The following is a 26,890-nucleotide window of genomic DNA, read 5'->3' as shown; positions in this document are numbered from 1 at the left end:
ATATAAAGCCATTATGATTCCTCCACAGATTCCTCCTCAAAAACTTTCTATCGGTGAAACTATTGGATTTTCTTCTTCAACTCCCACCACAGCTTTTACTCCCACTCGTTTTACAAAAAGTATTAATTATCTAAAAGTGTTAAGTATCTAAAAGTGTTAATTATCTATAAAGTAAGTTTTAAAACAAAAACAGAAATACTGACAGCGAAAAGTGTTTTCTATCGTTCAGAGAGCATTATGCAAAGAATGGCAGGATTTAATTCTTTGATTCTGGCCAAAAAAGTCAGATGTATTATTCCCACAATAGGTAACTATAATTCCAATTCAATGTTGCCTTATATTGATTATAACGTTATTAAAAATTAAAAAAGACCCAGAAATCATTATTGGTTATTCTGATATTACCGCTTTATTTCTTGGAATATATAGTAAAACAGATGTTGTCACTTTTTATGGCCCAACGTTGGGAAGAGCAAGTTGAACGCGCTTTTGCCCATCTTCTGTTATGTGGGACCTTTAATAAAACTTCAGCAATTACTCCTGGAAAACACGGGCAATTTAATGTTCGGCGAACAGGTAGAAATTCCCTGAATATTCTTAAAGAAGTCCTAAATAATAGGGAAGTGCCCATTTTGGCAGATTTTGATAGTTGCCATACACCCGATGTTCACCATACCTCTCGGTGTCGATAATGTCATCGGCTCCGAATCTGTTTTTCTACCAGAACTTTGGTGTGCAAATTAACTTAACCAGACCTCTGGTTAACTTTATTTTTAATTCTTTGAGGAAACTATATGCGATCGGCAGGAATTCAAGCGATAGCTGTGTATTTACCTGATGGAGTACGCACAAACAATTGGTGGGGTGAAGAAACTCCGTCATCGCAAAAGAGCGAGCCATCAGAAATGGCATCGGCGTCAACAAGTTCGCAAAAGCACCGGAAAATTAATCACTATGATGCGGCTATGGATCGTTATTTGGACGATCCCTTTTTTGGTAGCATCGAGCGCCGGGTTGTGACCAATAGTGAGGGAAGTGTAGAACTCGGAGTTGAAGCGGGGCGCCGTGTATTGGATGCAGCAGGTATTTCACCAACTGAGGTAGATTGCCTAATTGCAGTGTCAATGTTCCCTGATCGCATCGGATCGGGTGACGCAGGATATCTTGCACAGGCACTGGGAACGGGTGGTGGCGCATTCAACGTAGAAGCAACCTGTGGCGGATCTATGTCAGGGTTGTTGACAGCGTGCGCCTTGGTGCAGGCAGGTCTGAAAGAACGGGTTCTGGTTGTCACAACATCCAGATTATCACGTGCGATCGAAGCCGACGATGTCACTCTGCGCCTGTGCGGGGATGCTTCAGCGGCTTTCTTAGTTGGTCCAGTTGAAGACGGATTTGGTTTATTGGGTGCAGAGTCTTTACACACTGGCGAAACCTGCGGGACTTGGCTGCTGGACGCGGTCGAGGATACTTCGGGAACGGCACCTGCTGGGCAGAAGATCCGTTTACGCGTAGATCCTTCCATCTCCCACGTACTACGTGCTACAGCTGAGCCATATCTCCTACGTACCGCTAAAGGCGCTCTGAAGAAAGCCGGGCTTGAATTGAAGGATATTGATTTTGTCGTAGTAAACACGCCGACGGCTTGGCATGCTGAGTTCTCTGCTAATGCGTTAGGTATCGAACCTGACCGGGTCGTGAATACTTTCCCGCAGGTCGCCAATATTGGGCCAGTATTAATGCCATTCAACGCCTATACTGCAGCGGCTGATGGTCGCATTAAACCAGGAGATACAGTGTTGCTGTACGGATTCGGCGGTCAAGCTGAGGCCTCCGCAGCCGTATTCCGCTGGCCACACGTCGTCTTGGCTCTTCCTCCAAAAGAAGCTTCAGTCGTCAATCCAACAACCCCACAGTGAACATTAATAACCCATTACCATTAGAGGAAATCCTATGTCTTTGATGAAAATCCGTGCTTTTGTTATCAACGAAATTTTGAAAGGAAATGACTCAGAAGTTTCTGACGACCTGAATCTGGGAGAGTCAGGAGCCCTTTCATCCTTAGCGACTATGCGTCTGGTTTCGTTTGTGGAAGATGAATTCGACATCATTGTCGGTGTCAGTGATCCGAGGACGCGCTTCACTACTATTCGCGAAATCGCGCGTTATGTGGATGAGAAGTTGTCAGAGGGTAAAGAATGACAACCGAAATTGTATTGCCAGAACAGATCGAGCCTTTGGCAGACTTAGCGAAATATTTAGACGATACCACTGCACGATATCCCGATGCTCATGCAGTCGTTGATTCTGACGATTCGGCAATGAGTTACGAAGAACTTTCGGCCGCAGCGGATAGAATTGCAGCTTTTCTCCATCAGAAGGGAGTTGTCGTAGGTGATCGTGTAGGACTTTTCATGCACAAGAGCTCCCTGACTCTAGCGGCCATTTTTGGCGTGCTTCGTCTGGGCGCAGCATACGTGCCCGCTGACGTGGGCAGCTCAGGTTCGCGTGCTTCGACCATCTTCGGCGATTGCGATGTTCGAATCATCTTTACCGATCCCGAATCAGTGTCATCTCTGACACAAGCCGCACCCCAGCTTGAATCTCGCGTGGTTGTGATACAGCCACGTAATGAGAAAATGAGTGACACGCGTAATGAGTGGCAAATGCTGGATATACTGCATGGTGAGAAACACGACTACCCGCGCAGCTTGCCGGATGCAGATAGGCTCGCATATATCCTGTACACTTCCGGTTCTTCCGGAATCCCGAAAGGGGTCGCGATAAGCCACCGCAACGCAGTTAGCTTCGTCGAATGGGCCTCAGCCTTCTTTAATGTGACGGCAGAAGATCAAGTCTCCAGCCACGCGCCATTTCACTTCGACTTGTCAATCTTTGACATCTATGTTTCTGTGAAGAACGGCGCATGTGTTCACCTAATTGACACCGATCTTGCTGCGAGTCCACGGCATCTCGCCACATTCATATCCAAGCGAGAGATTACTATCTGGTACTCAGCCCCTGCAATCTTAGGTATGCTGGCTGAGCAACACAAGAAAGGAAACTCTGCTCATAACCGACTACGCCTCGTGTTATTCGCGGGGGAAGTTTTCCCTATCACGAAATTGAGCAAGTTGCTGCAATTGTGGCCTGAACCTGCTTACTACAACCTGTATGGCCCCACAGAAACCAACGTGTGCACTGTCTATCAAGTGCCTAAATTCCTACCGCCAGACCGTACCGAACCATTGTCGATAGGTCATCCCTGTGATCACTGCGAGACTATCGTTGTCGATGAGCATCTACAACCGGTACCAGAGGGTAAACCTGGTCTGTTGTGCGTCTCAGGACCTTCCGTCATTTCCAATTATTGGAATGATGCCGAAAAAACAGCCCAGAAGGTCTTCTACCTCAACAACAAACGTTGGTACAACACCGGAGATATGGTTCGCACTTCGCCTGAAGGCTACATTTTTATGGGGCGGCTTGATCGAATGATCAAACGTCATGGATACCGGATAGAACTGGACGAGATCGAGTCATGCCTGATGGCTCATCCTGAACTTACCGGCTGTGCGGTAGTCAGTTCTAAGACAGACGAGAATACCACCATCACAGCATTTCTCGTACAACACGATTCACTGATCTCCCCAATGGATCTAAGTAGGTTCTGTTACGAACGACTTGCACAGTACATGGTGCCTGACCATTTCAGATACCTACCGAATCTTCCCCGTACTTCAACAGGTAAGATCAATTATCAACTTCTGGAGCACCTTTCCGATGTCAAACCGAATTGATGAACACCGGATATCATTGCGTGATAATGCCGTGCGTTTTGCCCGCGACCAGCTAAGCATGGATATAGCAGCCTCCGACCGAGCCGGTACTTTCCATCGGGACGGCTGGCAAAAATGCGCAGAATTCGGACTGATCAGCATGGCCATACCCAAAGACCGAGGTGGAGCCGGAGCACCATTATCCGATCTCCTCACGGTCATGGAAGGACTGGGGTATGGTTGCGAGGATCTGGGACTGCTGTTTTCACTCAACGCCCACCTGTGGACCGTTGCCATGCCGCTGGCCATCCACGGCACACCAGAACAACGTTTACGTTTTCTACCCGGCCTGATGGACGGCTCGTTGATCGGTGCTAATGGCTCGACAGAAGAAGAAGCAGGATCGGACGTGTTCTCTATGCGTACCCACGCAGTGCGAGACGGCGACAGCTATATCCTCAACGGCTCGAAAACTTATATCACGAACGCCCCAATTGCTGATCTTTGTGTTATTTACGCCACAGTCGATCCCACTCTTGGCCCACTTGGTATAACGGCTTTCCTTGTTGAAACAACGAACCCGGGTATAGAGTTAAGTTCACCTCTGGAAAAGATGGGAATGCGCACAGCACAGATGGGACGGATAACGCTCAAAGACTGCCGTGTTCCGGCCGATGCGATACTGGGCAGAGAAGGACGAGGCGTTAAAGTTTTCGAAAGCGCCATGGAACACGAACGTGGATGCATTCTTGCCACCACTTTAGGAGCGATGAGCCGCAGCCTTGAGGCATGTATCACTCACGCACGTAAACGCCGCCAGTTCGGTCAACCTATTGGGAAGAATCAGGCTATATCTCATCGTATCGCTGACATGAAAGTCAATCTGGATGCCGCCCGTGAACTCGTCTATCGAGTAGGGCGACTAAAGGACGCAGGCAAAGACGCCATGATGGAAGCAGCCTGTGCGAAACTGTTCGTTTCTGAGACATACACGAAGTTCTCGCTGGATGCACTGCGGATTTACGGAGCACAAGGCTATCTAGCCGATAGCCCTACGGAGAGAGAACTGCGCAACTCCATCGCATCAGTCATTTATTCGGGCACATCCGATATTCAACGCAATATCATCGCCAGTGAACTCGGATTATGAATTGGTACGGCACGGGATAGTAAGTAAGCTAAGAGAGTAATAAATTCAGCTTTTTTGTTTGAAAATAGCAAGATCAGAATCACATAAATTCAAGCTCGGCTTTTTCAGTTGGAACATATAGGCAATTAATCCATATATCACTTCCCGCAAAAAGCCGAGCACACAGCAAAAATTGTTCATCTCCCTGAACCCGCCATATACTCCCTTGGCGGTCTTCCCATCGTTTTACGGAAAAACGTCACAAATGCACTATCATTGGCAAAACCGAGCTCCTGTGCAACATAAGACAAGGGTTTGTCCTGCGCCAGTAACTCTATCGCCTTTACCAACCGCCACTGTTGCCGCCATTGTTGGTAATTCATTCCGGTTTCACGATGAAAAATCCGGGTAATCGTTTTCTCACTGGCACCAATATAAGTCGTAAGGGTGTGTAATGGCGGCGGCAATTGTTCAAGTGATAAACGCGCTAAACGCCGATCAAAAGGCAGAGGCAACAAAGTGGGTTCCCTGCGAGCTTCACGAATTTCATCAAAAAATACCATCAATAAATTCGCCCCCTTACCTTGATACCAAGCTGAATCAAAAGAAGATATCGCGATCCGTTCCAAGATCGCCTGTAATAATGGTGTGGCTTCCAATACTTCACTGTGTGTTGGAATTAAGTGTGTTGAAATTAATTCTGTCTCAGAAGTATTGAGATAAATAGAACGATACCCTACCGAACCACGCATTTCTGCCCGATGCTGTGTCTTAGGCGGGATCCAGGCCACTCTGGTTGGCGGTAAAATAGAGATCTGATGTGCCAGTGTGATCTTGATACAACCTTGCCGGGTAAACAATAACTGCCCCATATCATGCTGATGGAAGCCAGAATCGTGTTGTCCCATCTCTGCCGCAATCCCTATCACTGGCACATTCAAATTTTCATTCAAACTATCCGGATCAAAATAATCACTTTGTCGCAGCCACGCCATATTAACGCCTACCAATCCAATGTCCGATTATATAAATAAATTGTCTTTATTATCATAAATGGACATCAATCGGAATGGTAACCTTGCAAGCCATCGCTCACTTATACCCGATGGATTTCAAGATAACGGGTACTCTATTCGTTAATAGAAGAAAAATAGTAGAAGAAAAAATCATGCACACCAAACCGTCGCTTTGGCTCGCTATCGCATTGATGATGTTTCCGCAGATCATCGAAACTATCTATAGCCCTGCATTAACCAATATTGCCAATGGATTTTCTGTCAGTTCAGAACAGGCAGCCCAGACTCTATCACTCTATTTTTTTGCTTTTGCGCTCGGCGTCGTGGTATGGGGACGTATGTGTGATGTGATTGGCAGACGCCCGACTATTATTGCTGGCTTATCACTTTATGGATTCGCGTCCTTGTTAGCATTGTTGACTCAACAATTCTGGCTATTACTTGTTGCCAGAATGTTGTCCGCTTTCGGGGCAGCGGTTGGTTCTGTCGGTACACAAACCATCATGCGGGATACTTACCGTGGTGAAGAACTGGCCCGTGTTTTTTCCATCATGGGAATTGCCTTAGCAGCCAGCCCCGCTATTGGCATGGTTAGCGGCTCAACATTGAACTATTTTGCTGGTTATAAAGCGGTATTTGCCGGACTCGCTATTCTGGCCGCTATTTTAACCTGTTGGGCGTTTCTTCAATTGCCAGAAACGCTTCCCGCCAAAGTGACAAAAGTCGCTTTATCCGGCACTGCAATCATGATGCTCAAAAATATTGCGATTTGGAGAAATGCGTTTCTGATCGCATTTTTCAATATTTGCCTGTTCAGCTATTACCAATTAGCGCCATTCCGCTTCGAACAATTCGGATTATCACAAGAAATATTTGGTTACACTGGTCTGTTACTGGCTTTCGGTGTCGGGTTCGGTTCGCTATTAAACAAATTTCTCTTAAAAAAGCAGTGGAGATCAGCCAAATTAATTACCCTTGCCTCATGGATTACTTTATTAAGTGGAATTGGCGTATATCTGCTCGAAAATAGCTGGTTATTTATTTTGCCTATGTTGGGAATAGTTATCGCTTATGGGCTTGCTATCCCGAATATTCTGGCTTCGGCATTAAACAACTACACAGATCGGTTGGGTACGGCGGGTGCTTTACTGGGGCTGTTTTATTACTTTCTGCTCGGTCTTGGTTTAGCCGTGGCAGGTTGGAGCCAAGCATTGGGAAGCACACTGATTTGTTGTGGGGTAGCGACAATTCTTTTAGCGCGTTCTTCCCGATAACGCATCAGTCTAAAAAGCCTCCAACTCCCTGAAAGAAGATTGGAGGCCATGCTAATGTAGCAAAACATCAAGCTGGGTTCGGAATATCAATAAAGGTTACATCCAATCCATGATAGTTTGCCAGCCACTCACCGAGTGCTTTGATACCATAGCGCTCTGTTGCATGATGTCCGGCAGCAAAGAAATGCAGCCCCATCTCACGGGCAACATGGATTGTTTTTTCTGATACTTCTCCTGTTACAAAAGCATCAACACCAAACTCGGCGGCCTGTTCAATAAAGCCCTGACCGCCACCAGTGCACCATGCCAGTGTGCGGATTTCTGCTGGCGCATTATCTCCACAATGCAGTACCTCGCGCTCCAACCCTTTCTCGAGACGTTCAGTCAATTCTGCGGGTGTAATGGGTTGGTCAAAAGCGCCATGAGGAAGTAAAGAATCGATATTGCCGATGATTTTCACTCCCATCTGACGTGCCAACTGAACGTTATTACCCAATGCAGGATGAGCATCAAGCGGGAGATGATAGCCATACAGGTTGATGTCATTGCAGAGCAACGTTTGCAAACGGCGACGTTTCATGCCACGGATAACGGGAGACTCATTCTTCCAAAAATACCCATGATGAACGATGACAGCATCTGCTTCCAAACGAACAGCTTCGTCCAACAATGCCTGACAGGCTGTCACGCCGGTAACTATCCGCTGAACATGAGAGCGTCCTTCCACCTGTAATCCATTGGGGGCATAGTCTTGAAATTCACGGATATTTAATTCTGTATTGAGCACATATTCCAATTCAACATTGTTCATCACATTCCCCCTTTTATTCAGACTTTTCACTATAAAATACATACCTGCCATGAATTAAGTCAATTCACTCGCCAAATTGCCTGTCACTTTTACCTTTCAAACGGCAATTCGCAATCTATTAGATGCTCGTTTTAATAGTGTATAAAAACAAAACAGTGTATAAAAACAAAACACCTTGCCAGAATAAACTGACAAGGTGTCAAAATACATATTTAATACTTTATATTCAAAGGCAAGAACACCAAGAATGGAAACCTGAGAGACGGAAAAATGTGCTTAAACCCCGTCATAATGCCATCTTAGCGATTTCGGTTACCTGCGGCCATTTCTAAACATTCCAACCATACTGGCTTATCGCTGGTTTTTACCCATACTTTATGCAAATAGCTATAAAAACGGGCTCGATCTCGGCGAAACAGCATGACAGGAAGCGCAATGACGCCCAGTGATATAGCGCCAATACGCCGCAAGAGAACCTGATGCCAAGAGTATGTACGATAAATAGACATTGGAACCCTCCTCATGGGCTGAACCTGTAAGACGTATAAAATTTTACCTGATAAAATGAAAACTTACTACTCATCAGACCACTTTTTTAGTGCTGAAAATCACTTTTTTCTCTGATGGCGTAATTTAATTACAGAACTCATACCTAAACAGAAATAAAACCAACAAATTGAAAACAAAAAATTAACCAGTCAGAGTTTGCTACACTTGCTTTAATAACGTCTTATCAACTTATCCCGTTTGTCATTTATACTTTTTTTATACTTTCAGGATCTCTTTTAACAACTTCTTTATATGGTCATTTATATGCTGTAACTGGCTAATTATTAAAGAAATAGATAAGGAGATATGCCATGAATACATTCCTCATTATTGGAATTTTTCTGGTAATTCTATTATTGAGCTACCTGATTTATGCGTTGTTAAATGCGGAGGATTTCTAAATGGCAGCATCCGCTTTTCTATTGATTGCCAGTTTTTTGCTCACTCTGTTTTTATTGAGCAAACCTCTCGGCAATCTCATTGCCAGTCTAGTCGAAGGAACATTCCCCCGCTGGCTCACGAAAACAGAAATGGGCCTGTGGCGCTGCTGTGGCCTGCAAAAGCCCGGCAGCGACATTAAAGAAATGAACTGGTGGCAATACGCCCTTACCATTCTCACATTCAATATCGCCGGATTACTTTTATTATTTGTCCTACTGATAAATCAGGAATATCTGCCACTAAATCCACAACATCTTGCTGGCCTGAAATGGGATCTGGCACTTAATACAGCGATCAGTTTTATCACCAATACCAATTGGCAGGCTTATAGCGGAGAAAATACTCTCAGCTATCTGAGCCAAATGGCTGGCTTAACTGTGCAGAACTTCCTCTCGGCAGCCACAGGAATCTCAGTGGCTTTCACCTTAATACGGGCATTTTCCCGTCAAGGTATTCACACATTAGGAAATGCATGGATCGATATAACACGCATCACTTTATACCTCTTGCTTCCACTCGCTATTATCATTGCCTTATTCTTTGTCAGTCAGGGGGTTCTCCAAAATTTTTCCTCCTATGTGCTCATCCACCCCCTTGAAGGCCAGCAACAATTACTCCCTATGGGACCTGTTGCATCTCAAGAAGCGATAAAACTTTTGGGAACGAATGGCGGTGGTTTTTTTGGCGCGAACTCAGCCCATCCGTTTGAAAACCCAACCGCGTTGAGTAATTTTGTACAAATTCTGGCTATTTTTTTGATCCCCTGTGCCCTGTGTTTCGCATTTGGCCTGGTCGTTGGAGATAACCGCCAAGGATACGCCTTACTCTGGACAATGAGCATTGTCTTCATTGTGGCCGTGAGCGTTGTAATGTATGCCGAAGTTGCGGGAAATCCCCACCTTATACAGCCCAACATCAGTAGCCACTTTAATATGGAAGGCAAAGAAACCCGTTTTGGTATTTTGGCTTCTGCTATTTATAGCGTTGTTACCACAGCGGCTTCCTGTGGTGCCGTAAATTCAATGCTTGATTCCTTCACTGCGCTGGGCGGAATGGTTCCACTTTGGTTGATGCAAATCGGCGAAGTGATATTCGGCGGCGTAGGCTCCGGCCTTTATGGCATGTTACTGTTCGTTCTGCTCGCGGTATTTATCGCGGGTTTGATGATTGGCCGCGCACCAGAATATTTAGGCAAAAAAATCGATGTTTACGATATGAAAATGGTCGCATTAGCGATTTTAGTCACCCCTTCCCTTGTTTTGTTGGGAACGACTCTGGCAATTTCAACCGACGCGGGACGCAGCGGGATTGCAAACCCCGGCGCTCACGGCTTTACTGAAATACTTTACGCTCTCTCATCCGCAGCCAATAACAATGGTAGTGCCTTTGCTGGCCTGCATGCCAACAACATCTTTTATAACCTGCTATTGGGAACAGTCATGTTTCTGGGACGCTTTGGTGTCATTCTGCCTGTTCTGGCTATCGCAGGCTCCATGATCCGCAAAAAACGCCAACCTATCAGCAGCGGCACTCTACCAACCCACGGTTCTCTCTTCATCGGATTATTAATTCTGGTCATTCTGCTGATTGGCGCACTCACGTTTATTCCTGCTCTGGCTCTTGGCCCTATCGCAGAACATTTACAACTTTGGCAGTAAAGTGTGAGGTAACTCATGAAAAACAAACAACAAGTCTTATTTGAACCCACTTTAATTCGCCATGCCTTCATTGATTCATTTAAAAAATGCCATCCAGACCATCAATGGCATAACCCCGTCATGTTCGTTGTCTATCTGGGAAGTTGCCTGACCACAGCCTTATGGTTCAGCCTATTAATAGGGCAATTAACAGGAAGCGTGACATTCACCAGTAACTTGTTATTCACCAATAATTTATTATTCATCAATAACTTAATATTTACTGGTGCGATTGCACTCTGGTTATGGTTTACCGTGCTATTTGCTAACTTTGCAGAAGCACTGGCTGAAGGGCGTAGCAAAGCTCAGGCATCCAGCTTAAAAGGTGTAAAAAGAACCAGTTGGGCGACGAAACTGGCATCACCCAGCCGTGAGGCCACAAAGGAAAAAGTCATTTCTGACACTTTGCGCAAAGGAGACATAGTGCTGGTAGAGGCTGGAGAAATTATTCCCTGTGATGGCGAAGTCCTTGAAGGAGGCGCTTCTGTTGATGAAAGTGCCATTACAGGAGAATCAGCTCCGGTCATTCGCGAATCAGGAGGAGATTTCTCTTCTGTTACTGGTGGCACACGGGTTTTATCAGATTGGTTAATCATTGAATGTACCGTCAATCCGGGAGAGACTTTTCTGGACAGAATGATCTCAATGGTTGAAGGAGCCAAACGACGCAAAACGCCCAATGAAATTGCCCTCACTATTTTACTCACTGCATTAACCATTATTTTCCTACTGGTTTGTATTAGTCTTCTGCCTTTTTCTTTGTTCAGTGTACACGTTAATCAATCGGGTACTCCGATTACCCTCACCGTATTAATAGCACTACTGGTTTGTCTGATCCCCACCACCATTGGCGGATTACTTTCAGCCATTGGTGTTGCCGGAATGAGCCGTATGTTAGAAGCCAATGTCATTGCCACAAGTGGGCGGGCCATTGAAGCGGCGGGTGATGTAGATGTTCTGCTATTGGATAAAACCGGCACGATTACATTAGGTAATCGTCAGGCATCTCAATTTTTACCCGCGCCCGGCGTAACGGAACAGCAATTGGCCGATGCCGCCCAACTTTCTTCTCTTGCGGATGAGACACCGGAAGGACGTAGCATCGTGATTCTGGCAAAGCAACGTTTCAATATGCGTGAGCGCGATCTCCGGACGTTAAATGCCACATTTGTTCCTTTCTCTGCAATGACACGCATGAGCGGCGTCAACATTGGAGATCGCATGATACGCAAAGGCGCAGTCGATGCTATTCGTCGCTACATTGAAGCCAACCACAGCCATTTTCCTAACGTTATTGATCAGTTGGTACAGCAAGTTGCCCACAAAGGAGAAACACCACTGGTTGTTGCTGAGAATCAACAAGTCTTGGGCGTAGTTGCCTTAAAAGATATTGTTAAAGGTGGGATCAAAGAACGTTTCAGTGAAATGCGCAAAATGGGGATCAAGACCGTGATGATTACGGGGGATAACCATCTGACTGCCGCAGCCATTGCAGCCGAAGCAGGCGTTGATGATTTTCTGGCAGAGGCCACTCCCGAAGCAAAATTGGCCCTGATTCGCCAATATCAGTCTGAAGGACGTCTGGTCGCCATGACAGGTGATGGTACAAATGATGCACCGGCGCTGGCACAAGCGGATGTTGCGGTTGCGATGAATTCGGGAACACAAGCAGCAAAAGAGGCAGGCAATATGGTGGACTTGGATTCCAACCCGACCAAGCTGATTGAAGTTGTGCATATTGGCAAACAGATGCTGATGACTCGCGGCTCCCTGACAACGTTCAGCATTGCCAATGATATCGCCAAATATTTCGCTATCATTCCTGCTGCCTTTGCAGTCACCTATCCACAGCTTAATGCCCTGAACATCATGCACCTTCACTCGCCAGAATCTGCGGTGCTGTCTGCTGTCATTTTCAATGCAATAATCATTATATTTTTGCTTCCATTGGCCTTAAAAGGCGTCAATTACCGGCCAATGAACGCACTGTCACTCTTACGCCGAAACCTATGGATTTATGGCCTTGGCGGTTTGCTTGTACCTTTTGTCGGTATCAAAATCATTGACATGTTACTCACTGCATTAGTTTTTAAATAAGGGGATGAAAATGATTTGGTTACGCTCTTCGATTGTTTTGCTGACATTTCTTACCCTAATTACCGGAATTGCCTACCCACTTCTGGTGACAGGGATATCAGATGTCCTATTTCCCCATCAGGCTCAAGGTTCGTTGATCAAGCAAAATGGCATATTGGTTGGTTCTGAATTAATCGGTCAAAACTTTACGAAACCCGTCTATTTTCATGGACGCCCTTCCATGACGGCAGAAAAACCGTATAACACACTCTCATCCGGAGGAAGCAACCTCTCTGTGACTAATCCGGCGTTGATCAGTAAAATTCACGAAAACACCATTAAAGCACGTCTATTTAATTACCCCGAAAACCTTTCAATTCCTGTCGATTTAGTGACCGCTTCCGGCAGTGGGCTTGATCCCCATATCTCTCCTGCGGCAGCCGAGTTTCAGGCAAAACGTGTGGCGACAGCCCGCCATTTACCGCTACAGGTGATTGATGAATTAATTCAGAAAAATATTAAACATCCCCTGCTGGGATATATAGGTGAACCCGTAGTCAATGTACTGGAACTGAATCTGGCACTGGATAACCTGAATCTAAGCGACCTTAAAACAGTCGATCTGAAGACAGGCGATCTGAAAACAAGGGGTAAATAAGAGATGGCTCAACATGAACTTCAACGTCCTGATCCAGATGACTTACTGGCATTGGTAAATGAAAAGCCACGCGGCAAACTCAAAATATTTTTCGGGGCTTGTGCCGGTGTCGGCAAAACCTATGCCATGCTGCAAGAAGCCCAACGCCTGCTGGCCCAAGGTCTGGATATTATTATCGGCGTTGTTGAAACCCATGAGCGACAAGAAACCGCCGCCCTGCTGAAAGGATTGCCCCGATTATCACCAAAGTACTTCCACCATCATGAACGTAGGGTTGCCGCATTTGATATTGATGCCGCTATCGCCCGCCATCCAGCCATTATCCTGATGGATGAACTGGCATTCAGTAACCCTCAAGGTTGCCGGCATCCCAAACGCTGGCAGGACGTTGAAGAACTACTGGAAGCTGGCATTGATGTTCTGACCACCATCAACGTGCAACATTTGGAAAGCCTGAACGATATTGTCGGTGGTATTACTGGTATTCGTGTTCGGGAAACCATTCCCGATCATATCTTTGATCAGGCCGATGATGTTGTTCTGGTTGATCTTCCCCCTGATGATCTGCGCCAACGGCTCAAAGACGGCAAAGTTTATATTTCAGATCAGGCCGAACGAGCCATTGAACATTTCTTTCGTAAAGAGAACCTGATTGCTCTGCGTGAATTGGCATTGCGTCGTACCGCAGATCGCGTTGATGATCAAATGCGTGCTATTCGTGATACCCGGGGAAAAGAACCTGTGTGGCACACTCGGGATAATTTGCTGTTGTGCATTGGCTACAACGCCGGCAATGAAAAATTGGTTCGGAAAGCGGCCCGTTTAGCAGCAAAACTAGATTGTGTCTGGCATGCTGTTTACGTTGAAACCCCCAGATTACACCGGCTGCCAGAAAGCAAACGGCGTACCATTTTGAAGGCCCTGAAACTCGCACAAGATTTGGGAGCTGAAACTGCAACACTTTCCGATTCTTATGAAGAAAAAGCGATTCTGCGCTACGCAAGAGAGCATAATCTGGGCAAAATCCTTATTGGCCGCTATTACGACTCACACCCGACGCTCTTTGGCCCGACACTCTTTGGCTATAAATGGCGTCCCGATTTTTCGGAAAGACTGGGAAAACTAGGCCCTGATCTTGATTTGATTATTGTTGCTTTGGAAGACAAAAAACGCTGGGATAAAGAACAAAAAGATAACCGATCATTCAATGAAAAATGGCGGGTCCCGATTCAGGGCTTCATGATGGCTATCGTGCTCTGCGCCCTCATTACTCTATTTTCCCGCACTTTCTTATTCACCCTTGATAAAGCCAATCTGGTGACACTCTACCTGCTCGGTGTTGTCATCATCGCCCTTTTTTATGGTCGTTGGCCGTCAGTTTTTGCTGCTTTTGTCAACGTCATTAGTTTCGACATTTTTTTTGTCCAACCGCACTGGTCACTGGCGGTTACGGACATGCAATACCTGCTCACGTTTACTGTAATGCTGATTGTCGGTGCTGTCGTAGGAAACCTGACTGCGGGTATACGCTATCAGGCCAGAGTTGCCCGTTATCGAGAGCAGCGCACACGGCATCTATACGAAATTACCCGTGAACTGAGCAAGGCCATGAATGAAGAAGATATTGCCCGTATCAGTTATCACTTTTTATCCAATAGTTTTCAGGCAAAAACCGGGCTGTTACTGCCAGACAGCAGCCATAATTTATATCAGGTAAAATCCAATGACGGTGGTCAGATGCAAATTGACGAAGCGGTTGCCAAATGGTGCTTCGATAAAAAACAACCTGCCGGGGCAGGTACTGATACATTACCGGGAGTACCTTACCAATTATTGCCTATTGCCACACCTTCACAGGTATTTGCCATTCTTGCCATTGAATCCTCTAACCTGCGCCAGCTACTCGTCCCGGAACAACAACGGTTATTACAAACCTTCGCGGGAATTATCGCCAATGCACTGGAGCGCTTACACCTTACCCGCAGCGCTGAATCTGCCAAATTGGAAACCGAACGGGAACAACTCCGCAACTCATTGTTAGCCGCCTTGTCTCACGATTTACGTACTCCGTTAACTGTGTTATTTGGACAAACAGAAATCCTCATGTTGGATTTATCTGCTGAAAATTCAGTACACACCCAACAAGTTAACCAAATCCGCCAGCAAATTCTCAGCACCTCACGACTGGTTAATAATCTGCTGGATATGGCGCGCATCCAATCAGGCGGGATTCAGCTCAATCTCGAATGGTATTCGTTGGAAGAAATTGTCGGCAGTGCTTTACGTTCACTGGAATATGCCCTTAATCGTTATACTGTAGAACTTTCTTTACCTGCCAATTTACTTCTGCATTGTGATGCCGCTTTGTTGGAACGCGTTTTTACCAACCTGCTGGAAAATGCCATAAAATATACCCATGAACATACCCCTCTTGGTATAAACGCCACCATTGAACAAAAAAATGTGCAAAGACAGGTGCATATCGAAGTCTGGGATGCAGGGACAGGAATTCCCCCCGGGCAGGAGCAACTTATTTTTGATAAATTCTCACGCGCCAGCAAAGAATCTGCCATACCAGGTGTCGGATTGGGTTTAGCCATCTGCCAATCTATTATTGATATTCACGGAGGAAAGATATGGGCAAATAACAATAAAAAAGGTGGAGCCAGTTTTCACTTTATTCTACCGTTAGAAGATCCACCTAAGGGCATGAAACCCATAAATCCTTAAATCCCATAAAACTCAAAATAGCGACACACTACTTCCGGCGGACAGGCAGCCCTGTACCACGCTTCCCTTCCTGAGGTAAAACCAGCACTGCTGCTGACCAGGCCGGCATGGTTACTTCACCCTTTTCCGTTATTTGTATCCCCGCAGCCAGAGAATCCTTGCCCAATTCACGTTGAATATCATTTAATTTCAATCCGCCAACGTTCAGATCCTTAACCGTGATGGACCACGGAGCAGCATTAATCACCACCACCAAACCATCAAATCGCCAATCACAATCATGAGATGTCGTGTTGCCATCATCAATGGTCATTACCAATAATCCTATTTGCTGACGTGGGCCAACATTTACAAAATCGACTCGTTGCTTAACGGCAGCACCATCACCCAGCGTCATCAAAGGTGAAAATTGACGTAATCGCAATAATTCCTGATAAAAAGTGTTCATCTGCAATAATTCACGTTGGCTTGGTTTTTTTGCCCGATTTTTAACGCGATTAATCAGTGAATAATTGTTACCATCATTGCTGCGTTCCGGCATTCCCACATCATAATTATTATCCTTGTAGTCATAGCTCACACGATTAAACCAATCACCTGCATTATAAGAATCACGGGTAAACGATTTTGAACGTAATAACTCCGATCCTTGCTGATCAAAAGCCAAGCCTTGCCCAAGAAATATTGTGGCAAGAGAAACTGCCTGCATACGAACCCTTGTCATGAGATCTGCCTGCGGTGCAGCTTTATAACTAATGATATCCCACAACGTTTGATTATCGTGCTTAGAAACATAATTCAGCACTTCAACAGGATCTGAGGCATAACCCGCAGCGACACCTTTATAATCAATTTCCCGACCGGTTTTCACTGCACCCTCTTTATCAATCATGACAAAATCAGCCAAATTGCCAGCCATGCCAAGACGCACCAAATCCCATAAATGGCGAATTTCATTTGCGTCTAATCGCGCAATTTCATTGGGTAACGTTCCAACACCATTACCGACTCCCTGATTAATGCGGATACTATCGGCAAAATCAAACGGTCCGCCGCCACGCACAGCGTCTCTTAGTCTGTCAGAAAAAGTACCAATGCCAGTTCCTTTCAGATTAATCTGTGAAGCGATTTCAAACCGGTCATCCTGCCCGGAATTCCATCCCTCACCGAAAAAGTAGATCGACGGATTAATAGCGCGGACTTTTGCCAATGCCGATAAAATTTGCGTTTTTGGGTGATAACCCATTAAATCGAATCGAAACGCATCTATCTTATATTCTTTAACCCAAGTCACTAGCGAATCTTCAATAAGCTTGGCAAACATACGGCGTTCCGGTGCCGTATCGTAACAACACGTATTATTTTCAATGTGGCCGGTTATTTCATCCAAACGGTGGTAATACCAGGGCACAATCTTATCCAATACCGACGTTCGGGCTGTCGGGCCAGCGCCATCCGTATGGTTGTAAACAACATCCATGATTACATTCATGCCCAATTGCTGTTTGATGGCCTGTACCATAGTACGAAATTCTTTTATACGATCTGAGCCTTCAGGGTTAGTCGCATAAGAGCCTTCAGGTACTGTGTAATGAAACGGATCATAACCCCAGTTATAAGAATCCGTTTTTGCCACCAGAGTATTTAATTCCTGTACTTGTGGATTATTAATATTGTCATTACGTTGCAATTGCTGCAAAACCTCCCGCACAGTCAATGAGCTGGTTCGTGAATCATGGCAATAAGCAGCAAAACGGCTATTTTTCACCTCTGAGTTGATTTGGCACAGGCGGCTAAAAGGCTGATCAAGATCAGCGACCTGATGGCTAAATTCATTCACAGAAGAGATATCAAACACAGGCAACAGCTCTATATGCGTCATTCCTGCCCGACTTAAGGCCTTAAGGTGTTTGAACATATCACTGTTATTGTCAGTCAGTGCCAAATACTTACCACGCCAACCTTCCGGTATCGTGCTATCTGAAACAGAAAGATCGCGGATATGGGCTTCATGGATAGCCATGCGCGCAATATCTGTTGGTGTATTTTGCGGATGTGGGGCCAACAGGTCATCCCAGTTTTGTGGTTTCAGGGATTCGTCATTCAGATTGACGACCTGACTATATTCCGAATTGGTGGATAAACTGTGAGAATAGGGATCGGTCACTTCATAACGTTCAATATTGCGGGAATATGGATGAAATACCTTCAAAGCATAGCGGTAATAAGCCCCGATTAAACACTTATTTCCCTGCCATGACCAAGAACCACTCTCTGCGTCGCGTCGCATGGCATGTTTGGCAATAATTTGTTTATTTTTATCATAGATAACCAAACCAACCTCTTGTGCGGTCGGTGCCCACAACCGGAAAATCACACCCTCATCGTTTATCCTCGCACCATATTCCAGTTTATCAGCAACATCGGCGAAACGGTCATCCAGCACACCAGCAGTTTGCACTTGAGTTGCCGATATCAACAGACCTTGCTCATCGGCAGCCACGGCCACCAAATCGCCAGTAAGCAATTGATCAATAATCGTATTCTCAGGCAAACGAAAAGCCGCCCACGTTGACAGATGGGGAAACTTTTTTGCAGTTTCCTGACTTAAAATTGTTGGTGTGAGTGTCAGATAGTTATCAGTAAAATAGCTCTGGTCATTAATCTCGACCTTATTACGTTGGTTGTAATATAGGCGAACAATGGCTTTCCCATCCCCACCTGACCATAATAGCGTGTGCCTATCAACCCAATGCGCAGAAGCCTGAGAAATTTTGGATTCAGAACCAGAGGCTTCTGCACGATGCAGATAAATTTGTTCATTTGATATCTGATTCAAACTATGTGTCACAGGCTCCTCCTGAATTTTGAATAAATAATTTTTATTTTTAGTGCAATTTGTGAGCAATAAAATAAATAACCCGCTGAATAAAATAAGATAAATCTTTCTCCAACAATTCAATTTCATAGTTAAATATTTTTATATGGGAAGATAACATCGATCATTTTATTTTTAATAAAGACGAAAATAATGATTAAATATTGTATTAGACATTCTCGCCTCATCCTTTTATCAATAAAGATGGGAGGAGAATAAAGGATGAACTATTTATTTGCTGTTTACCCACATAGGACTAATTGAATATGAGTACATGGCTGATTTATGCCTTACTCTCAGCGCTGACAGCAGCACTGGTGGCTATTTTTGGTAAAATCGGATTACAAAATCTGGATGCCAACACAGCAACTGCCGTACGCGCCGTTATCATGGCATTGTTTCTCGTTGGTGTTGTCGTAGTACAAGGAAAGTTAAATCTTATTAGTGAAATTCTTACCAATCGTAAGGCGTTGCTGTTTATTCTATTAAGTGGAGTTGCTGGTGCTCTCTCTTGGTTATTCTATTTTCTGGCGATCAAGCATGGCAACGTTTCCCAAGTAACGCCGATCGATAAGCTAAGTGTGGTATTTGCCGTAATTTTAGCGGTGATCCTATTCGGTGAAAAGGTTTCTCTGGTCGCTGCCGCAGGCGTTGCCTTGATTACCATAGGTGCTTTGATGGTTGCTTTGGGATAAAGCGCCATAGCCGCCATCAATAACACCCATAAAAATGAAAAAGCCGCAGCAAACGCCACGGCTTTCATTATTCGAGTCAAAAAAGAGATGGCTTAACCCGCAGCAAATACTTGATTGACGATTTCCAGTGCCTCTTGCTCAATTCTTTCGCGATGTTCTGCGCCGAGGAAACTTTCACAATAGATTTTGTAGGCTTCTTCCGTGCCAGAAGGACGGGCAGCAAACCAACCGTTATCACTCATCACTTTCAAACCGCCAATGGAAGCACCATTACCCGATGCAGTTGTCAGGCGGGCAGTGATCGGATCACCAGCCAGCATATCGGCTTTAACCATTTCTGGCGACAACTTGGATAACAACGCTTTTTGCTGATGAGTAGCAGCAGCCTGAATACGGCTATAGCTTGGTGTACCGAATTGAGCCGCCAGTTTGTCATAACGTTGCTGTGGGTTTTCCCCGGTAACTGCGGTCATTTCAGCAGCCAGCAGACACAGAATGATGCCGTCTTTATCCGTTGACCACGGCGTACCGTCAAAACGCAGGAAAGAAGCCCCCGCACTTTCTTCTCCGCCAAAGCCCAGTTCACCTTTATATAAGCCATCTACAAACCATTTAAAGCCGACAGGAACTTCGACTAATTCACGCCCCAAATCAGCGACAACACGATCAATCATGGCACTGGAAACCAGTGTTTTGCCTACTGCGACATTTTCAGGCCATTGTGGACGATGGCGGAATAAGTAATCCACTGCCGTCGCCAGATAATGGTTAGGATTCATCAAACCAGCCGGTGTGATGATCCCGTGACGGTCATAATCAGGATCATTGGCAAAAGCCAGATCAAACTTACCACGCAGCTCCAACAATCCTGCCATTGCCCAACGAGATGAGCAATCCATACGGACCACCCCATCATGATCCAGTGTCATAAAGCGGAATGTCTGATCGACCTTATCATTAACCAGCGTCAGATCGAGATTGTAGTATTCTCCAATGCGCTGCCAGTAAGCAATGCCAGAGCCGCCCAATGGATCAATACCGATTTTCAGGCCGGCTTTCTGAATCGCGGCCATATCCACAACTTCACCCAGCGCTGTAACATAAGGGTCAACCAAATCCTGCGAATGAAGGGACTCACTCTTCAATGCCTGTTCATAAGGCAACCGTTTTATCCCATTAAGATCATTTGCGAGTAACTCATTGGCACGCCGTTCAATGATAGCAGTCAAATCGGTATCGGCTGGCCCGCCATTGGGGGGATTATATTTAATGCCACCGTCTTCCGGCGGATTATGAGATGGCGTGATCACAATACCATCAGCCAGATTTTTTCCCTGACGGTTGTAACATAAAATGGCATGGGAAATCGCAGGCGTCGGGGTAAAACCGTTATTTTCCTGCACAATCACATCCACACCATTCGCCGTTAACACTTCCAATACGGAAATAAACGCCGCTTCTGAAAGCGCATGAGTATCTTTACCCACATAGCATGGTCCTGTAATTCCCTGCTGCGAACGAACTTCTGCGATCGCCTGAGAAATAGCCAGAATATGAGCTTCATTAAAACTGTTGCGTCCAGAACTGCCGCGATGACCGGAAGTGCCAAACTTGACTTTATGTGCTGGATTTTCGGGATGTGGTTGTAAGGTGTAATATTGTGATGTGAGCTGGGCAACATTAATTAAATCATGTTGCTGGGCGGGTTGTCCCGCTCTTGGGTGAATTGCCACGTTTTTTCTCCTGGGAGACTGCACTGGCTTACCTTCCAGTGCAGTATAAATAAGTTAAGTGCTCTAGTGCAGCTAACAGAGCTGAACTAAAAGGCTAAACTAAATAGTGCCACACACTTTTTCAATCAAATTGGCCGGAAACTTCATATCCTGCATGACATGTTCGATCATGCTACGTTTACGGTCAGTGTTAGTATTTGTGATCACCCAGAAAGGGGTACCGGGGATATGACGTGGCTTAGTTTGCTTGCCGCTGGCCAAAAGTGTGTGCTCATCGCCCGCAAAATAGGTGCGGGTACGGCCGTGCATCGCTTCCGTTGTTTTAGAAAAGCTTTCACTGTTCAAGCTATACAGCGTGGACAGGATCAACATAAAGCGCTCAACGGATTTTTTCTTTTCAGCGTACTCATCGGAAAGCAGTAATTCGCGAATAACGCGAACAGCATCACGAGAACGGGCAACAGGAGTTTTATCAACAAGTGTAGGATCGTTGGCAGGCGGTGTAATTTGTACTGGCTGCCCGGCGTCCAATTTTAATATGCGCCGTAAAATATCAGATGCACTTTCACCGATATGCAGAGTTTGGCTTGCAATAAAGCGGTAAAGGTCTTCATCAACTTCTATCGTTTTCATTTCTATCCAGTACTGTTCTTAATGAAAAAATTATCCTGAGATTATAAGATATAATGCCACAAAACAAAACAATTAAACTTTCAATAACTTAAAGTGATTCTTTTTAAAATTACTAATCTTTAAAAAAGCAACTTTCCTCTAAAATAAATCAATCAGTTACAACTCTTTCACCCCATTGAGTTTGTCAGGGCTTGCGTGTCATGATATTAAACATCTCAATATTAAACATTGTATAAATGACATTAAATTCAGGCAAATCATGAAGTCAAATAGTCAATTAAATTATCATTTTCACACACCGGAAAATCCGCAATCATCCACACCCATTGTCTTAATTCATGGACTTTTTGGTGATTTAAGCAACCTTGGCGTATTGGGGCGTGATTTACAGCAACATTATCCGGTGATTCAAATTGATGTGCGTAATCACGGTATTTCACCACGAATGGAAAACATGGATTACCGCAATATGGCACACGATGTTCTGGCACTCCTTGATGAACTGAATGTGCCAAAGGCCACGATTATCGGGCATTCTATGGGTGGTAAAATCGCCATGACCATGACAGCGGTTGCACCAGAACGTATTGAGAAAATTGTGGTGATCGATATTGCTCCCGTTGCTTACCCCGTCCGCCGCCATGATAGTATTTTCGCGGCACTGAACAAAGTCACGGCAGCAGGCGTACAAACCCGGCAAGCAGCGACAGATATCATGCGTCAGGATATCCGGGAAGATGGCGTCATTCAGTTTCTGCTGAAATCGTTCCGTCAGGGAGAATGGAAATTCAACCTGCCTGTCCTGCAACAAGAGTACGAAAAAATCATCGGTTGGGAACGTATTCCTGCATGGTCACAGCCGGCATTATTTATCCGTGGTGGGAATTCTGATTACATTACCGAAGAATACCGGGGAGATATTATTAGCCAATATCCACAAGCGACAGCATGGGTTGTTGCAGGTTGCGGGCATTGGGTGCATGCAGAAAAACCTGAAGCCGTGCTCAGAGCAATTCATCGTTTTCTGGGAACAAAATAATGATATTATCAACTCACATTCAGTGAGTTGATAAAAAAACAAAACACATTCAATATATGAACTCCTTTTAAAAATAATTCCATCTTTATTTCTCACACCTATCCAAAAGAAACAACCAATATAAAAATAGTTATATCTAACTCATTGCTGACCCTCTAATATATAATAAGAAAAAGCATTCAATATTTATCACATCAATACTAAATCATATATCCCATAGACAATTAAAATATCTTGACTTTAATTAAGGATGAAAAATTATGAAATATAATGCCTTATATGATCCTATCGCACATCTTTACGAAAGTTTTTCGGATGCCGCGCCCCATATAGAGGTAGAAATCCGAAATATCTTCAATCTGGCTGGAGATATACAAGGAAAATCAGTATTAGATTTAGCATGTGGATATGGTTTATTTAGTCGGGAATACAAAAAACGAGGTGCTTCAAAAGTCATTGGCGTAGATATATCAAAGACTATGATAGAAATTGCGAAAAGTAAATCGCAACAATACGGTGACGGTATCGAATTTCATTTAAGAGATGTCAGCAAAATGGAGTCATTTGGTAAATTTGACATCATCAATGCTGCCTGGTTATTCTGCCATGCAGAATCCCTTGAAGCGCTTGAAGCCATGTTTCGTGTCATTGCCGATCAACTTAATCCTTCCGGTAAATTAGTTGCTTATACATTTGAACCTGATTATCGATTAGAGAAAGGGAATTATGAAAATTACTGTATAAAAGTACTTAGTGAAGAGCCAGTAAAAGACACAACTCTTGTAAAAGCGGAATTTCTGACTACACCTCCCACTCCTTTTACAATGCATCGCTGGAGCCGTGAACAATATCAAGAAGCGATCAATAAAGCAGGCCTCAAACACTTTGAATGGCACAAACCCATGCTGTTGCAAAGCGATATTGATAATTACCCTCCGGGTTTTTGGGATAATTATCAACAGAACTGTCTTGATACAGCGCTTGTTTGCCAATTTTAATAAGATAACCCCCTGAAATTCCGGGGGTTATTTTTATATTCATTTTCGGATATACCAATGTTTTCTTTTTGGTTTAATTAGTACCATAAGAGAAAATAAATTTTCATTTTCAATGAAAAATCTGTGGTTCTATTTATAAAATAAAAAATACTTATTTCATCCTCTAATAAAAGAATTCATTCTCTCTACTACGCTATCAAGCAATTTTGGTGTGCATGCCGATATCAAGCTACCACCAAACATCACTTTTTCTCGATTCCCATCCAACGAACAAAAATCCCCACCCGCTTCCTTAATGCAAGGCAAAATAGCGGCGCTATCCCACGGTTTCATCAAAGTATCAATGGCACAATGCAGACGACCGGCGGCGACCATTGCATGTTGGTAACAATCATTGACAAAAGTAAAATCACGAGCTGATTTTACCAATGAATCCAAATTATAAGCGATTGTGCCATCGGCAAGATGGTAGTTTGTACTGTGTATTCCTGAGGCAGTGATTACCGCCTGTTCCACACTTTCCGGTGAGTTCTCTGCAATTTTGAGTTGACGCAGTGGCTTGCCTTCAACGCTCATCCAGCAACCTTCACCTTTTGCAGCATAAACCACTGTCGAAATCGCCGGGAAGCTCATCACACCAACCACAGGCTCACCTTGTTCAACAAAAGCAATCAACGTACTAAATAATGGAATGCCATATAAAAACGCTCTTGTACCATCAATAGGATCAATCACCCAACCTGATTCAAATTTCTCTGCGCCTTCCAGACCAAACTCTTCACCCAAAATAGGCACGCCCGGGCTGCGTCTGGTGAATATGTCACGAAGTTCTGTTTCTAACATCAAATCAGTCTGGGTAATAACAGAACGATCAGGTTTGTAATCAAATTTCCCTGCTCCGTCAAAAGCATCTTGCGTTTTTTTTCTTATTGCGGTCACTGCTTCAAGGGCTATCTTCAACATCTGTTTATAACTCCCTGTATCATTTTTAATGGTTATACTCTAACATGGGAAAATGATAAAAAAATATAAAATAGATAACCACTCCAGAATAATACTCCAGAGTGGTTAATAATGTATTTTTACTGAGTAGGCTGTCATCATTACTGCCGCTTACCCAAAATTTCTTTAATAGCCTCATGAAGGGAATTCATGATCTCATTTATGAGATTTGTCACATCTTTAGGTGGATAACCTATTTCACGCAATATATTAAATAGTCCTCCAAGTAACGAAATCATAGCCGAAACAACTTTTTCCATTTCGTTCCAGAAAGGATTGTCTTTTTAAGAAATCGATTACTCCTGTAAGGATAATATTATAAACTATTAATGTTATTTCATAAGACTCCTTTAATTATAAATATTGCATTCAATTTAATATATTAAAATTATTCAATATCATTGTTTTATTACCACATCCCGGTTAACTAAAAAATAACCGCAAAAATTCTTATATACTCCACGGTCAGAATGACAAGGATCATATATAATTCTTCCTTTATTGTCTGTTTCTCTTACCTTAGAATTACCGGGTTTATGTGCCCAAATTCGGTCCCAAGGGTTATCTTCTGTACCTGTTTGGACAAATTTATACCAATGATAATCAAAATAACTCACATCATCATCAGTCGTATAAAGAGCAACAACACAACTTGGGGATTTTTCCATGTATTTTTTGTTATGGTCTTTTATTTTAATTAACCCATCTGCAATTGCTCCCTCTATAACGTTATCCTTATACGCTTTAAAGTTTCCAGAACCTCCGGGTTGAGGAAACCCTTCGATCGCATAATTACACGCATAAGCATAACAATTAGTTTTTTTTAGCCTAGAACCATTTTCATATTCATTCCAGAATGATTTATCATCTCTAATATGATGCCAATCCACCTTATAACGCCCTCCAGTATTTAGATCAAAAAACAATACTTCTTTAATTCGAGGATTAACTACATCACGTAAAAGTGAATCTTTTTTTTCTATATATTTTTCTTCATTGTATGCTTCTTCGAGTTGAATTGAATTTACAGAAACAATACTTTTTTGGGGCTCAATAGAAGCTATTTCAAGTTCTATATACTCCCTAAGTTTATTATCTTCTTTAAAACCCTTAAGCAATTCTCGACCAATCAATTGGCTCTTTGCTAAACCTGATACTTGCCCATCACAAACATAAAAATATTCAGGTAACCCAAGCTGCTTTGCCTCATCAACCGTGGTGCCACTAAATTCAACATAAAACCCAGAAAACCCAAGTTTCCTAAAATGTTTTTCAAGGTCAGAGTTAATCCCTTCTTTGTTTAATTTAAATAACTCCAATAAGCCTTTATTTTGATGATTATTTTCATCATCAAAACCATAATCCCACTCATAATTTTTTCTACCCGAAAAAGCTAGCAGTGTCACATTAATCATCTTGCACTCCATATATAAATTTAATATAAGAATCAGTAAACCAAATTACCTCCAACCATCATCAACATCCAATTTTTCCAGTACATTTTTAATACCAGAGATAATTTCCGTATTCCATTATTTTTTCTTCTAAAAATCGTTTTACACTCCCTATTTGGGATCCTGAAATCTATTAGGTATATACCCTTCGTCTTTTAAGTTGCTTCTTTGTTGGCTGCACTCACTCACCCCGGTTACATAGTTATCTATGCTCCCGGGGATTCATTCCCTTGCCGCCGCGATGCAACTTAAAATCCATTGGGTATATAATGTCATTAAAAATTTTATTGACACCTTA

The 26,890-nt window shown here is 43.9% G+C and carries 25 protein-coding genes; 16 read left to right on the top strand and 9 right to left on the bottom strand.

Features of this window, described 5'->3' with window-relative positions; genetic code table 11:
• Positions 1–153 precede the first annotated feature (153 nt).
• The 7 genes from AB204_RS23950 to AB204_RS09365 all read left to right on the top strand — a co-directional run bounded on the left by AB204_RS23950 (position 154) and on the right by AB204_RS09365 (position 4,929).
• Positions 154–366: an LD-carboxypeptidase gene (locus tag AB204_RS23950; protein WP_047963120.1), complete on the top strand. Its 213-nt coding sequence runs from the start codon at positions 154–156 to the stop codon at positions 364–366.
• Positions 341–481, top strand: a complete 141-nt coding sequence (locus tag AB204_RS23945; protein WP_200898222.1) for an LD-carboxypeptidase — start codon at positions 341–343, stop codon at positions 479–481. Before AB204_RS23950 ends, AB204_RS23945 begins: the two co-directional genes overlap by 26 nt.
• The gene (locus AB204_RS23940; RefSeq protein ID WP_411354711.1) at positions 438–692 is read left to right on the top strand and encodes a S66 peptidase family protein; all 255 of its coding nucleotides are present in this window, start codon (positions 438–440) and stop codon (positions 690–692) included. The genes AB204_RS23945 and AB204_RS23940 overlap by 44 nt, the downstream gene beginning before the upstream one ends.
• Before the next feature lie 102 nt (positions 693–794).
• Entirely contained in the window at positions 795–1,919 is a 1,125-nt protein-coding gene (locus tag AB204_RS09380; RefSeq protein ID WP_047963119.1) for a 3-oxoacyl-ACP synthase III family protein, read from the top strand.
• 34 nt (positions 1,920–1,953) lie between these two features.
• A complete protein-coding gene (locus tag AB204_RS09375; RefSeq protein ID WP_047963118.1) occupies positions 1,954–2,202 on the top strand; it encodes an acyl carrier protein in 249 nt (82 codons plus the stop codon).
• Entirely contained in the window at positions 2,199–3,800 is a 1,602-nt protein-coding gene (locus AB204_RS09370; RefSeq protein ID WP_053067874.1) for an amino acid adenylation domain-containing protein, read from the top strand. Before AB204_RS09375 ends, AB204_RS09370 begins: the two co-directional genes overlap by 4 nt.
• On the top strand, positions 3,784–4,929 hold the full coding sequence (locus AB204_RS09365) for an acyl-CoA dehydrogenase family protein (protein WP_047963117.1): 1,146 nt from the start codon (positions 3,784–3,786) through the stop codon (positions 4,927–4,929). Before AB204_RS09370 ends, AB204_RS09365 begins: the two co-directional genes overlap by 17 nt.
• 176 nt (positions 4,930–5,105) lie before the next feature.
• On the opposite strand, the gene AB204_RS09360 is transcribed toward AB204_RS09365, so the two are convergent.
• Positions 5,106–5,903 carry an AraC family transcriptional regulator gene (locus tag AB204_RS09360; protein ID WP_047963116.1) on the bottom strand — a complete coding sequence of 266 codons (798 nt, stop codon included), beginning with the start codon at positions 5,901–5,903 and terminating at the stop codon, positions 5,106–5,108.
• A gap of 173 nt (positions 5,904–6,076) precedes the next feature.
• On the opposite strand from AB204_RS09360, the gene AB204_RS09355 reads away from it, so the two are divergent.
• Positions 6,077–7,198, top strand: coding sequence for a multidrug effflux MFS transporter (locus AB204_RS09355; protein ID WP_047963115.1), 1,122 nt, complete (start codon positions 6,077–6,079; stop codon positions 7,196–7,198).
• Positions 7,199–7,265: 67 nt separating this feature from the next.
• Here the strand turns inward: AB204_RS09355 and AB204_RS09350 are convergent, their stop codons facing one another.
• Both AB204_RS09350 and AB204_RS09345 read right to left on the bottom strand, forming a co-directional pair.
• Complete coding sequence (locus tag AB204_RS09350; protein ID WP_047963114.1) at positions 7,266–8,009, bottom strand: type 2 GTP cyclohydrolase I; 744 nt, start codon at positions 8,007–8,009, stop codon at positions 7,266–7,268.
• Between the two features lie 299 nt (positions 8,010–8,308).
• Positions 8,309–8,518, bottom strand: coding sequence for a YbfA family protein (locus AB204_RS09345; protein ID WP_047963113.1), 210 nt, complete (start codon positions 8,516–8,518; stop codon positions 8,309–8,311).
• Positions 8,519–8,869: 351 nt separating this feature from the next.
• On the opposite strand from AB204_RS09345, the gene kdpF reads away from it, so the two are divergent.
• From kdpF to kdpD, 5 genes are read left to right on the top strand one after another with little or no spacing between them, the layout of a single operon-like run.
• Entirely contained in the window at positions 8,870–8,959 is a 90-nt protein-coding gene (gene kdpF, locus AB204_RS23935; RefSeq protein WP_047963112.1) for a K(+)-transporting ATPase subunit F, read from the top strand.
• Positions 8,960–10,657 carry a potassium-transporting ATPase subunit KdpA gene (kdpA, locus tag AB204_RS09335; protein ID WP_047963111.1) on the top strand — a complete coding sequence of 566 codons (1,698 nt, stop codon included), beginning with the start codon at positions 8,960–8,962 and terminating at the stop codon, positions 10,655–10,657.
• Between the two features lie 15 nt (positions 10,658–10,672).
• Entirely contained in the window at positions 10,673–12,793 is a 2,121-nt protein-coding gene (gene kdpB, locus AB204_RS09330; RefSeq protein WP_047963110.1) for a potassium-transporting ATPase subunit KdpB, read from the top strand.
• Between the two features lie 10 nt (positions 12,794–12,803).
• Entirely contained in the window at positions 12,804–13,430 is a 627-nt protein-coding gene (gene kdpC, locus AB204_RS09325; protein WP_047963109.1) for a potassium-transporting ATPase subunit KdpC, read from the top strand.
• Between the two features lie 3 nt (positions 13,431–13,433).
• Positions 13,434–16,160 carry a two-component system sensor histidine kinase KdpD gene (gene kdpD, locus AB204_RS09320; RefSeq protein WP_047963108.1) on the top strand — a complete coding sequence of 909 codons (2,727 nt, stop codon included), beginning with the start codon at positions 13,434–13,436 and terminating at the stop codon, positions 16,158–16,160.
• Positions 16,161–16,188: 28 nt separating this feature from the next.
• Here the strand turns inward: kdpD and pulA are convergent, their stop codons facing one another.
• Positions 16,189–19,011, bottom strand: coding sequence for a pullulanase-type alpha-1,6-glucosidase (pulA, locus tag AB204_RS09315; RefSeq protein ID WP_047963122.1), 2,823 nt, complete (start codon positions 19,009–19,011; stop codon positions 16,189–16,191).
• A gap of 293 nt (positions 19,012–19,304) precedes the next feature.
• On the opposite strand from pulA, the gene AB204_RS09310 reads away from it, so the two are divergent.
• Entirely contained in the window at positions 19,305–19,733 is a 429-nt protein-coding gene (locus AB204_RS09310) for an EamA family transporter (RefSeq protein WP_047963107.1), read from the top strand.
• Positions 19,734–19,825: 92 nt separating this feature from the next.
• On the opposite strand, the gene pgm is transcribed toward AB204_RS09310, so the two are convergent.
• Positions 19,826–21,466: a phosphoglucomutase (alpha-D-glucose-1,6-bisphosphate-dependent) gene (gene pgm / locus AB204_RS09305; RefSeq protein ID WP_047963106.1), complete on the bottom strand. Its 1,641-nt coding sequence runs from the start codon at positions 21,464–21,466 to the stop codon at positions 19,826–19,828.
• A 99-nt stretch (positions 21,467–21,565) separates the two neighbouring features.
• On the bottom strand, positions 21,566–22,099 hold the full coding sequence (gene seqA, locus AB204_RS09300) for a replication initiation negative regulator SeqA (RefSeq protein ID WP_047963105.1): 534 nt from the start codon (positions 22,097–22,099) through the stop codon (positions 21,566–21,568).
• 259 nt (positions 22,100–22,358) lie between these two features.
• Here seqA and ybfF point away from each other — a divergent pair, with 259 nt between their 5' ends.
• Entirely contained in the window at positions 22,359–23,138 is a 780-nt protein-coding gene (gene ybfF / locus AB204_RS09295; RefSeq protein ID WP_047963104.1) for an esterase, read from the top strand.
• Between the two features lie 260 nt (positions 23,139–23,398).
• Positions 23,399–24,136: a class I SAM-dependent DNA methyltransferase gene (locus AB204_RS09290; protein WP_047963103.1), complete on the top strand. Its 738-nt coding sequence runs from the start codon at positions 23,399–23,401 to the stop codon at positions 24,134–24,136.
• Between the two features lie 156 nt (positions 24,137–24,292).
• Here AB204_RS09290 and AB204_RS09285 read toward each other — a convergent pair whose 3' ends face one another.
• From AB204_RS09285 to AB204_RS09280, 3 genes are all read right to left on the bottom strand, one after another.
• Entirely contained in the window at positions 24,293–25,099 is an 807-nt protein-coding gene (locus AB204_RS09285; RefSeq protein ID WP_053067873.1) for an inositol monophosphatase family protein, read from the bottom strand.
• A gap of 140 nt (positions 25,100–25,239) precedes the next feature.
• On the bottom strand, positions 25,240–25,398 hold the full coding sequence (locus AB204_RS22720) for a hypothetical protein (RefSeq protein WP_161796549.1): 159 nt from the start codon (positions 25,396–25,398) through the stop codon (positions 25,240–25,242).
• 138 nt (positions 25,399–25,536) lie between these two features.
• Positions 25,537–26,553 carry a hypothetical protein gene (locus tag AB204_RS09280; protein ID WP_047963102.1) on the bottom strand — a complete coding sequence of 339 codons (1,017 nt, stop codon included), beginning with the start codon at positions 26,551–26,553 and terminating at the stop codon, positions 25,537–25,539.
• Positions 26,554–26,890: the final 337 nt, after the last annotated feature.

It is taken from the genome of Xenorhabdus khoisanae, assembly GCF_001037465.1.
Taxonomy (GTDB): Bacteria; Pseudomonadota; Gammaproteobacteria; order Enterobacterales; family Enterobacteriaceae; genus Xenorhabdus; species Xenorhabdus khoisanae.
Note: the sequence above shows the minus strand (reverse complement) of the source record. Positions and strands in the feature narration are given on the sequence as shown.

Bases quoted from the DNA above. Each gene is read 5' to 3' on its own strand.
- AB204_RS23940 (WP_411354711.1), top strand. From the start codon at position 438: ATGTTGTCACTTTTTATGGCCCAACGTTGGGAAGAGCAAGTTGAACGC.
- AB204_RS09380 (WP_047963119.1), top strand. From the start codon at position 795: ATGCGATCGGCAGGAATTCAAGCGATAGCTGTGTATTTACCTGATGGA.
- AB204_RS09375 (WP_047963118.1), top strand. From the start codon at position 1,954: ATGTCTTTGATGAAAATCCGTGCTTTTGTTATCAACGAAATTTTGAAA.
- AB204_RS09370 (WP_053067874.1), top strand. From the start codon at position 2,199: ATGACAACCGAAATTGTATTGCCAGAACAGATCGAGCCTTTGGCAGAC.
- AB204_RS09365 (WP_047963117.1), top strand. From the start codon at position 3,784: ATGTCAAACCGAATTGATGAACACCGGATATCATTGCGTGATAATGCC.
- AB204_RS09360 (WP_047963116.1), bottom strand. From the start codon at position 5,903: ATGGCGTGGCTGCGACAAAGTGATTATTTTGATCCGGATAGTTTGAAT.
- AB204_RS09355 (WP_047963115.1), top strand. From the start codon at position 6,077: ATGCACACCAAACCGTCGCTTTGGCTCGCTATCGCATTGATGATGTTT.
- AB204_RS09350 (WP_047963114.1), bottom strand. From the start codon at position 8,009: ATGAACAATGTTGAATTGGAATATGTGCTCAATACAGAATTAAATATC.
- AB204_RS09345 (WP_047963113.1), bottom strand. From the start codon at position 8,518: ATGTCTATTTATCGTACATACTCTTGGCATCAGGTTCTCTTGCGGCGT.
- kdpF (WP_047963112.1), top strand. From the start codon at position 8,870: ATGAATACATTCCTCATTATTGGAATTTTTCTGGTAATTCTATTATTG.
- kdpA (WP_047963111.1), top strand. From the start codon at position 8,960: ATGGCAGCATCCGCTTTTCTATTGATTGCCAGTTTTTTGCTCACTCTG.
- kdpB (WP_047963110.1), top strand. From the start codon at position 10,673: ATGAAAAACAAACAACAAGTCTTATTTGAACCCACTTTAATTCGCCAT.
- kdpC (WP_047963109.1), top strand. From the start codon at position 12,804: ATGATTTGGTTACGCTCTTCGATTGTTTTGCTGACATTTCTTACCCTA.
- kdpD (WP_047963108.1), top strand. From the start codon at position 13,434: ATGGCTCAACATGAACTTCAACGTCCTGATCCAGATGACTTACTGGCA.
- AB204_RS09310 (WP_047963107.1), top strand. From the start codon at position 19,305: ATGAGTACATGGCTGATTTATGCCTTACTCTCAGCGCTGACAGCAGCA.
- seqA (WP_047963105.1), bottom strand. From the start codon at position 22,099: ATGAAAACGATAGAAGTTGATGAAGACCTTTACCGCTTTATTGCAAGC.
- ybfF (WP_047963104.1), top strand. From the start codon at position 22,359: ATGAAGTCAAATAGTCAATTAAATTATCATTTTCACACACCGGAAAAT.
- AB204_RS09290 (WP_047963103.1), top strand. From the start codon at position 23,399: ATGAAATATAATGCCTTATATGATCCTATCGCACATCTTTACGAAAGT.
- AB204_RS09285 (WP_053067873.1), bottom strand. From the start codon at position 25,099: ATGTTGAAGATAGCCCTTGAAGCAGTGACCGCAATAAGAAAAAAAACG.
- AB204_RS22720 (WP_161796549.1), bottom strand. From the start codon at position 25,398: ATGGAAAAAGTTGTTTCGGCTATGATTTCGTTACTTGGAGGACTATTT.
- AB204_RS09280 (WP_047963102.1), bottom strand. From the start codon at position 26,553: ATGATTAATGTGACACTGCTAGCTTTTTCGGGTAGAAAAAATTATGAG.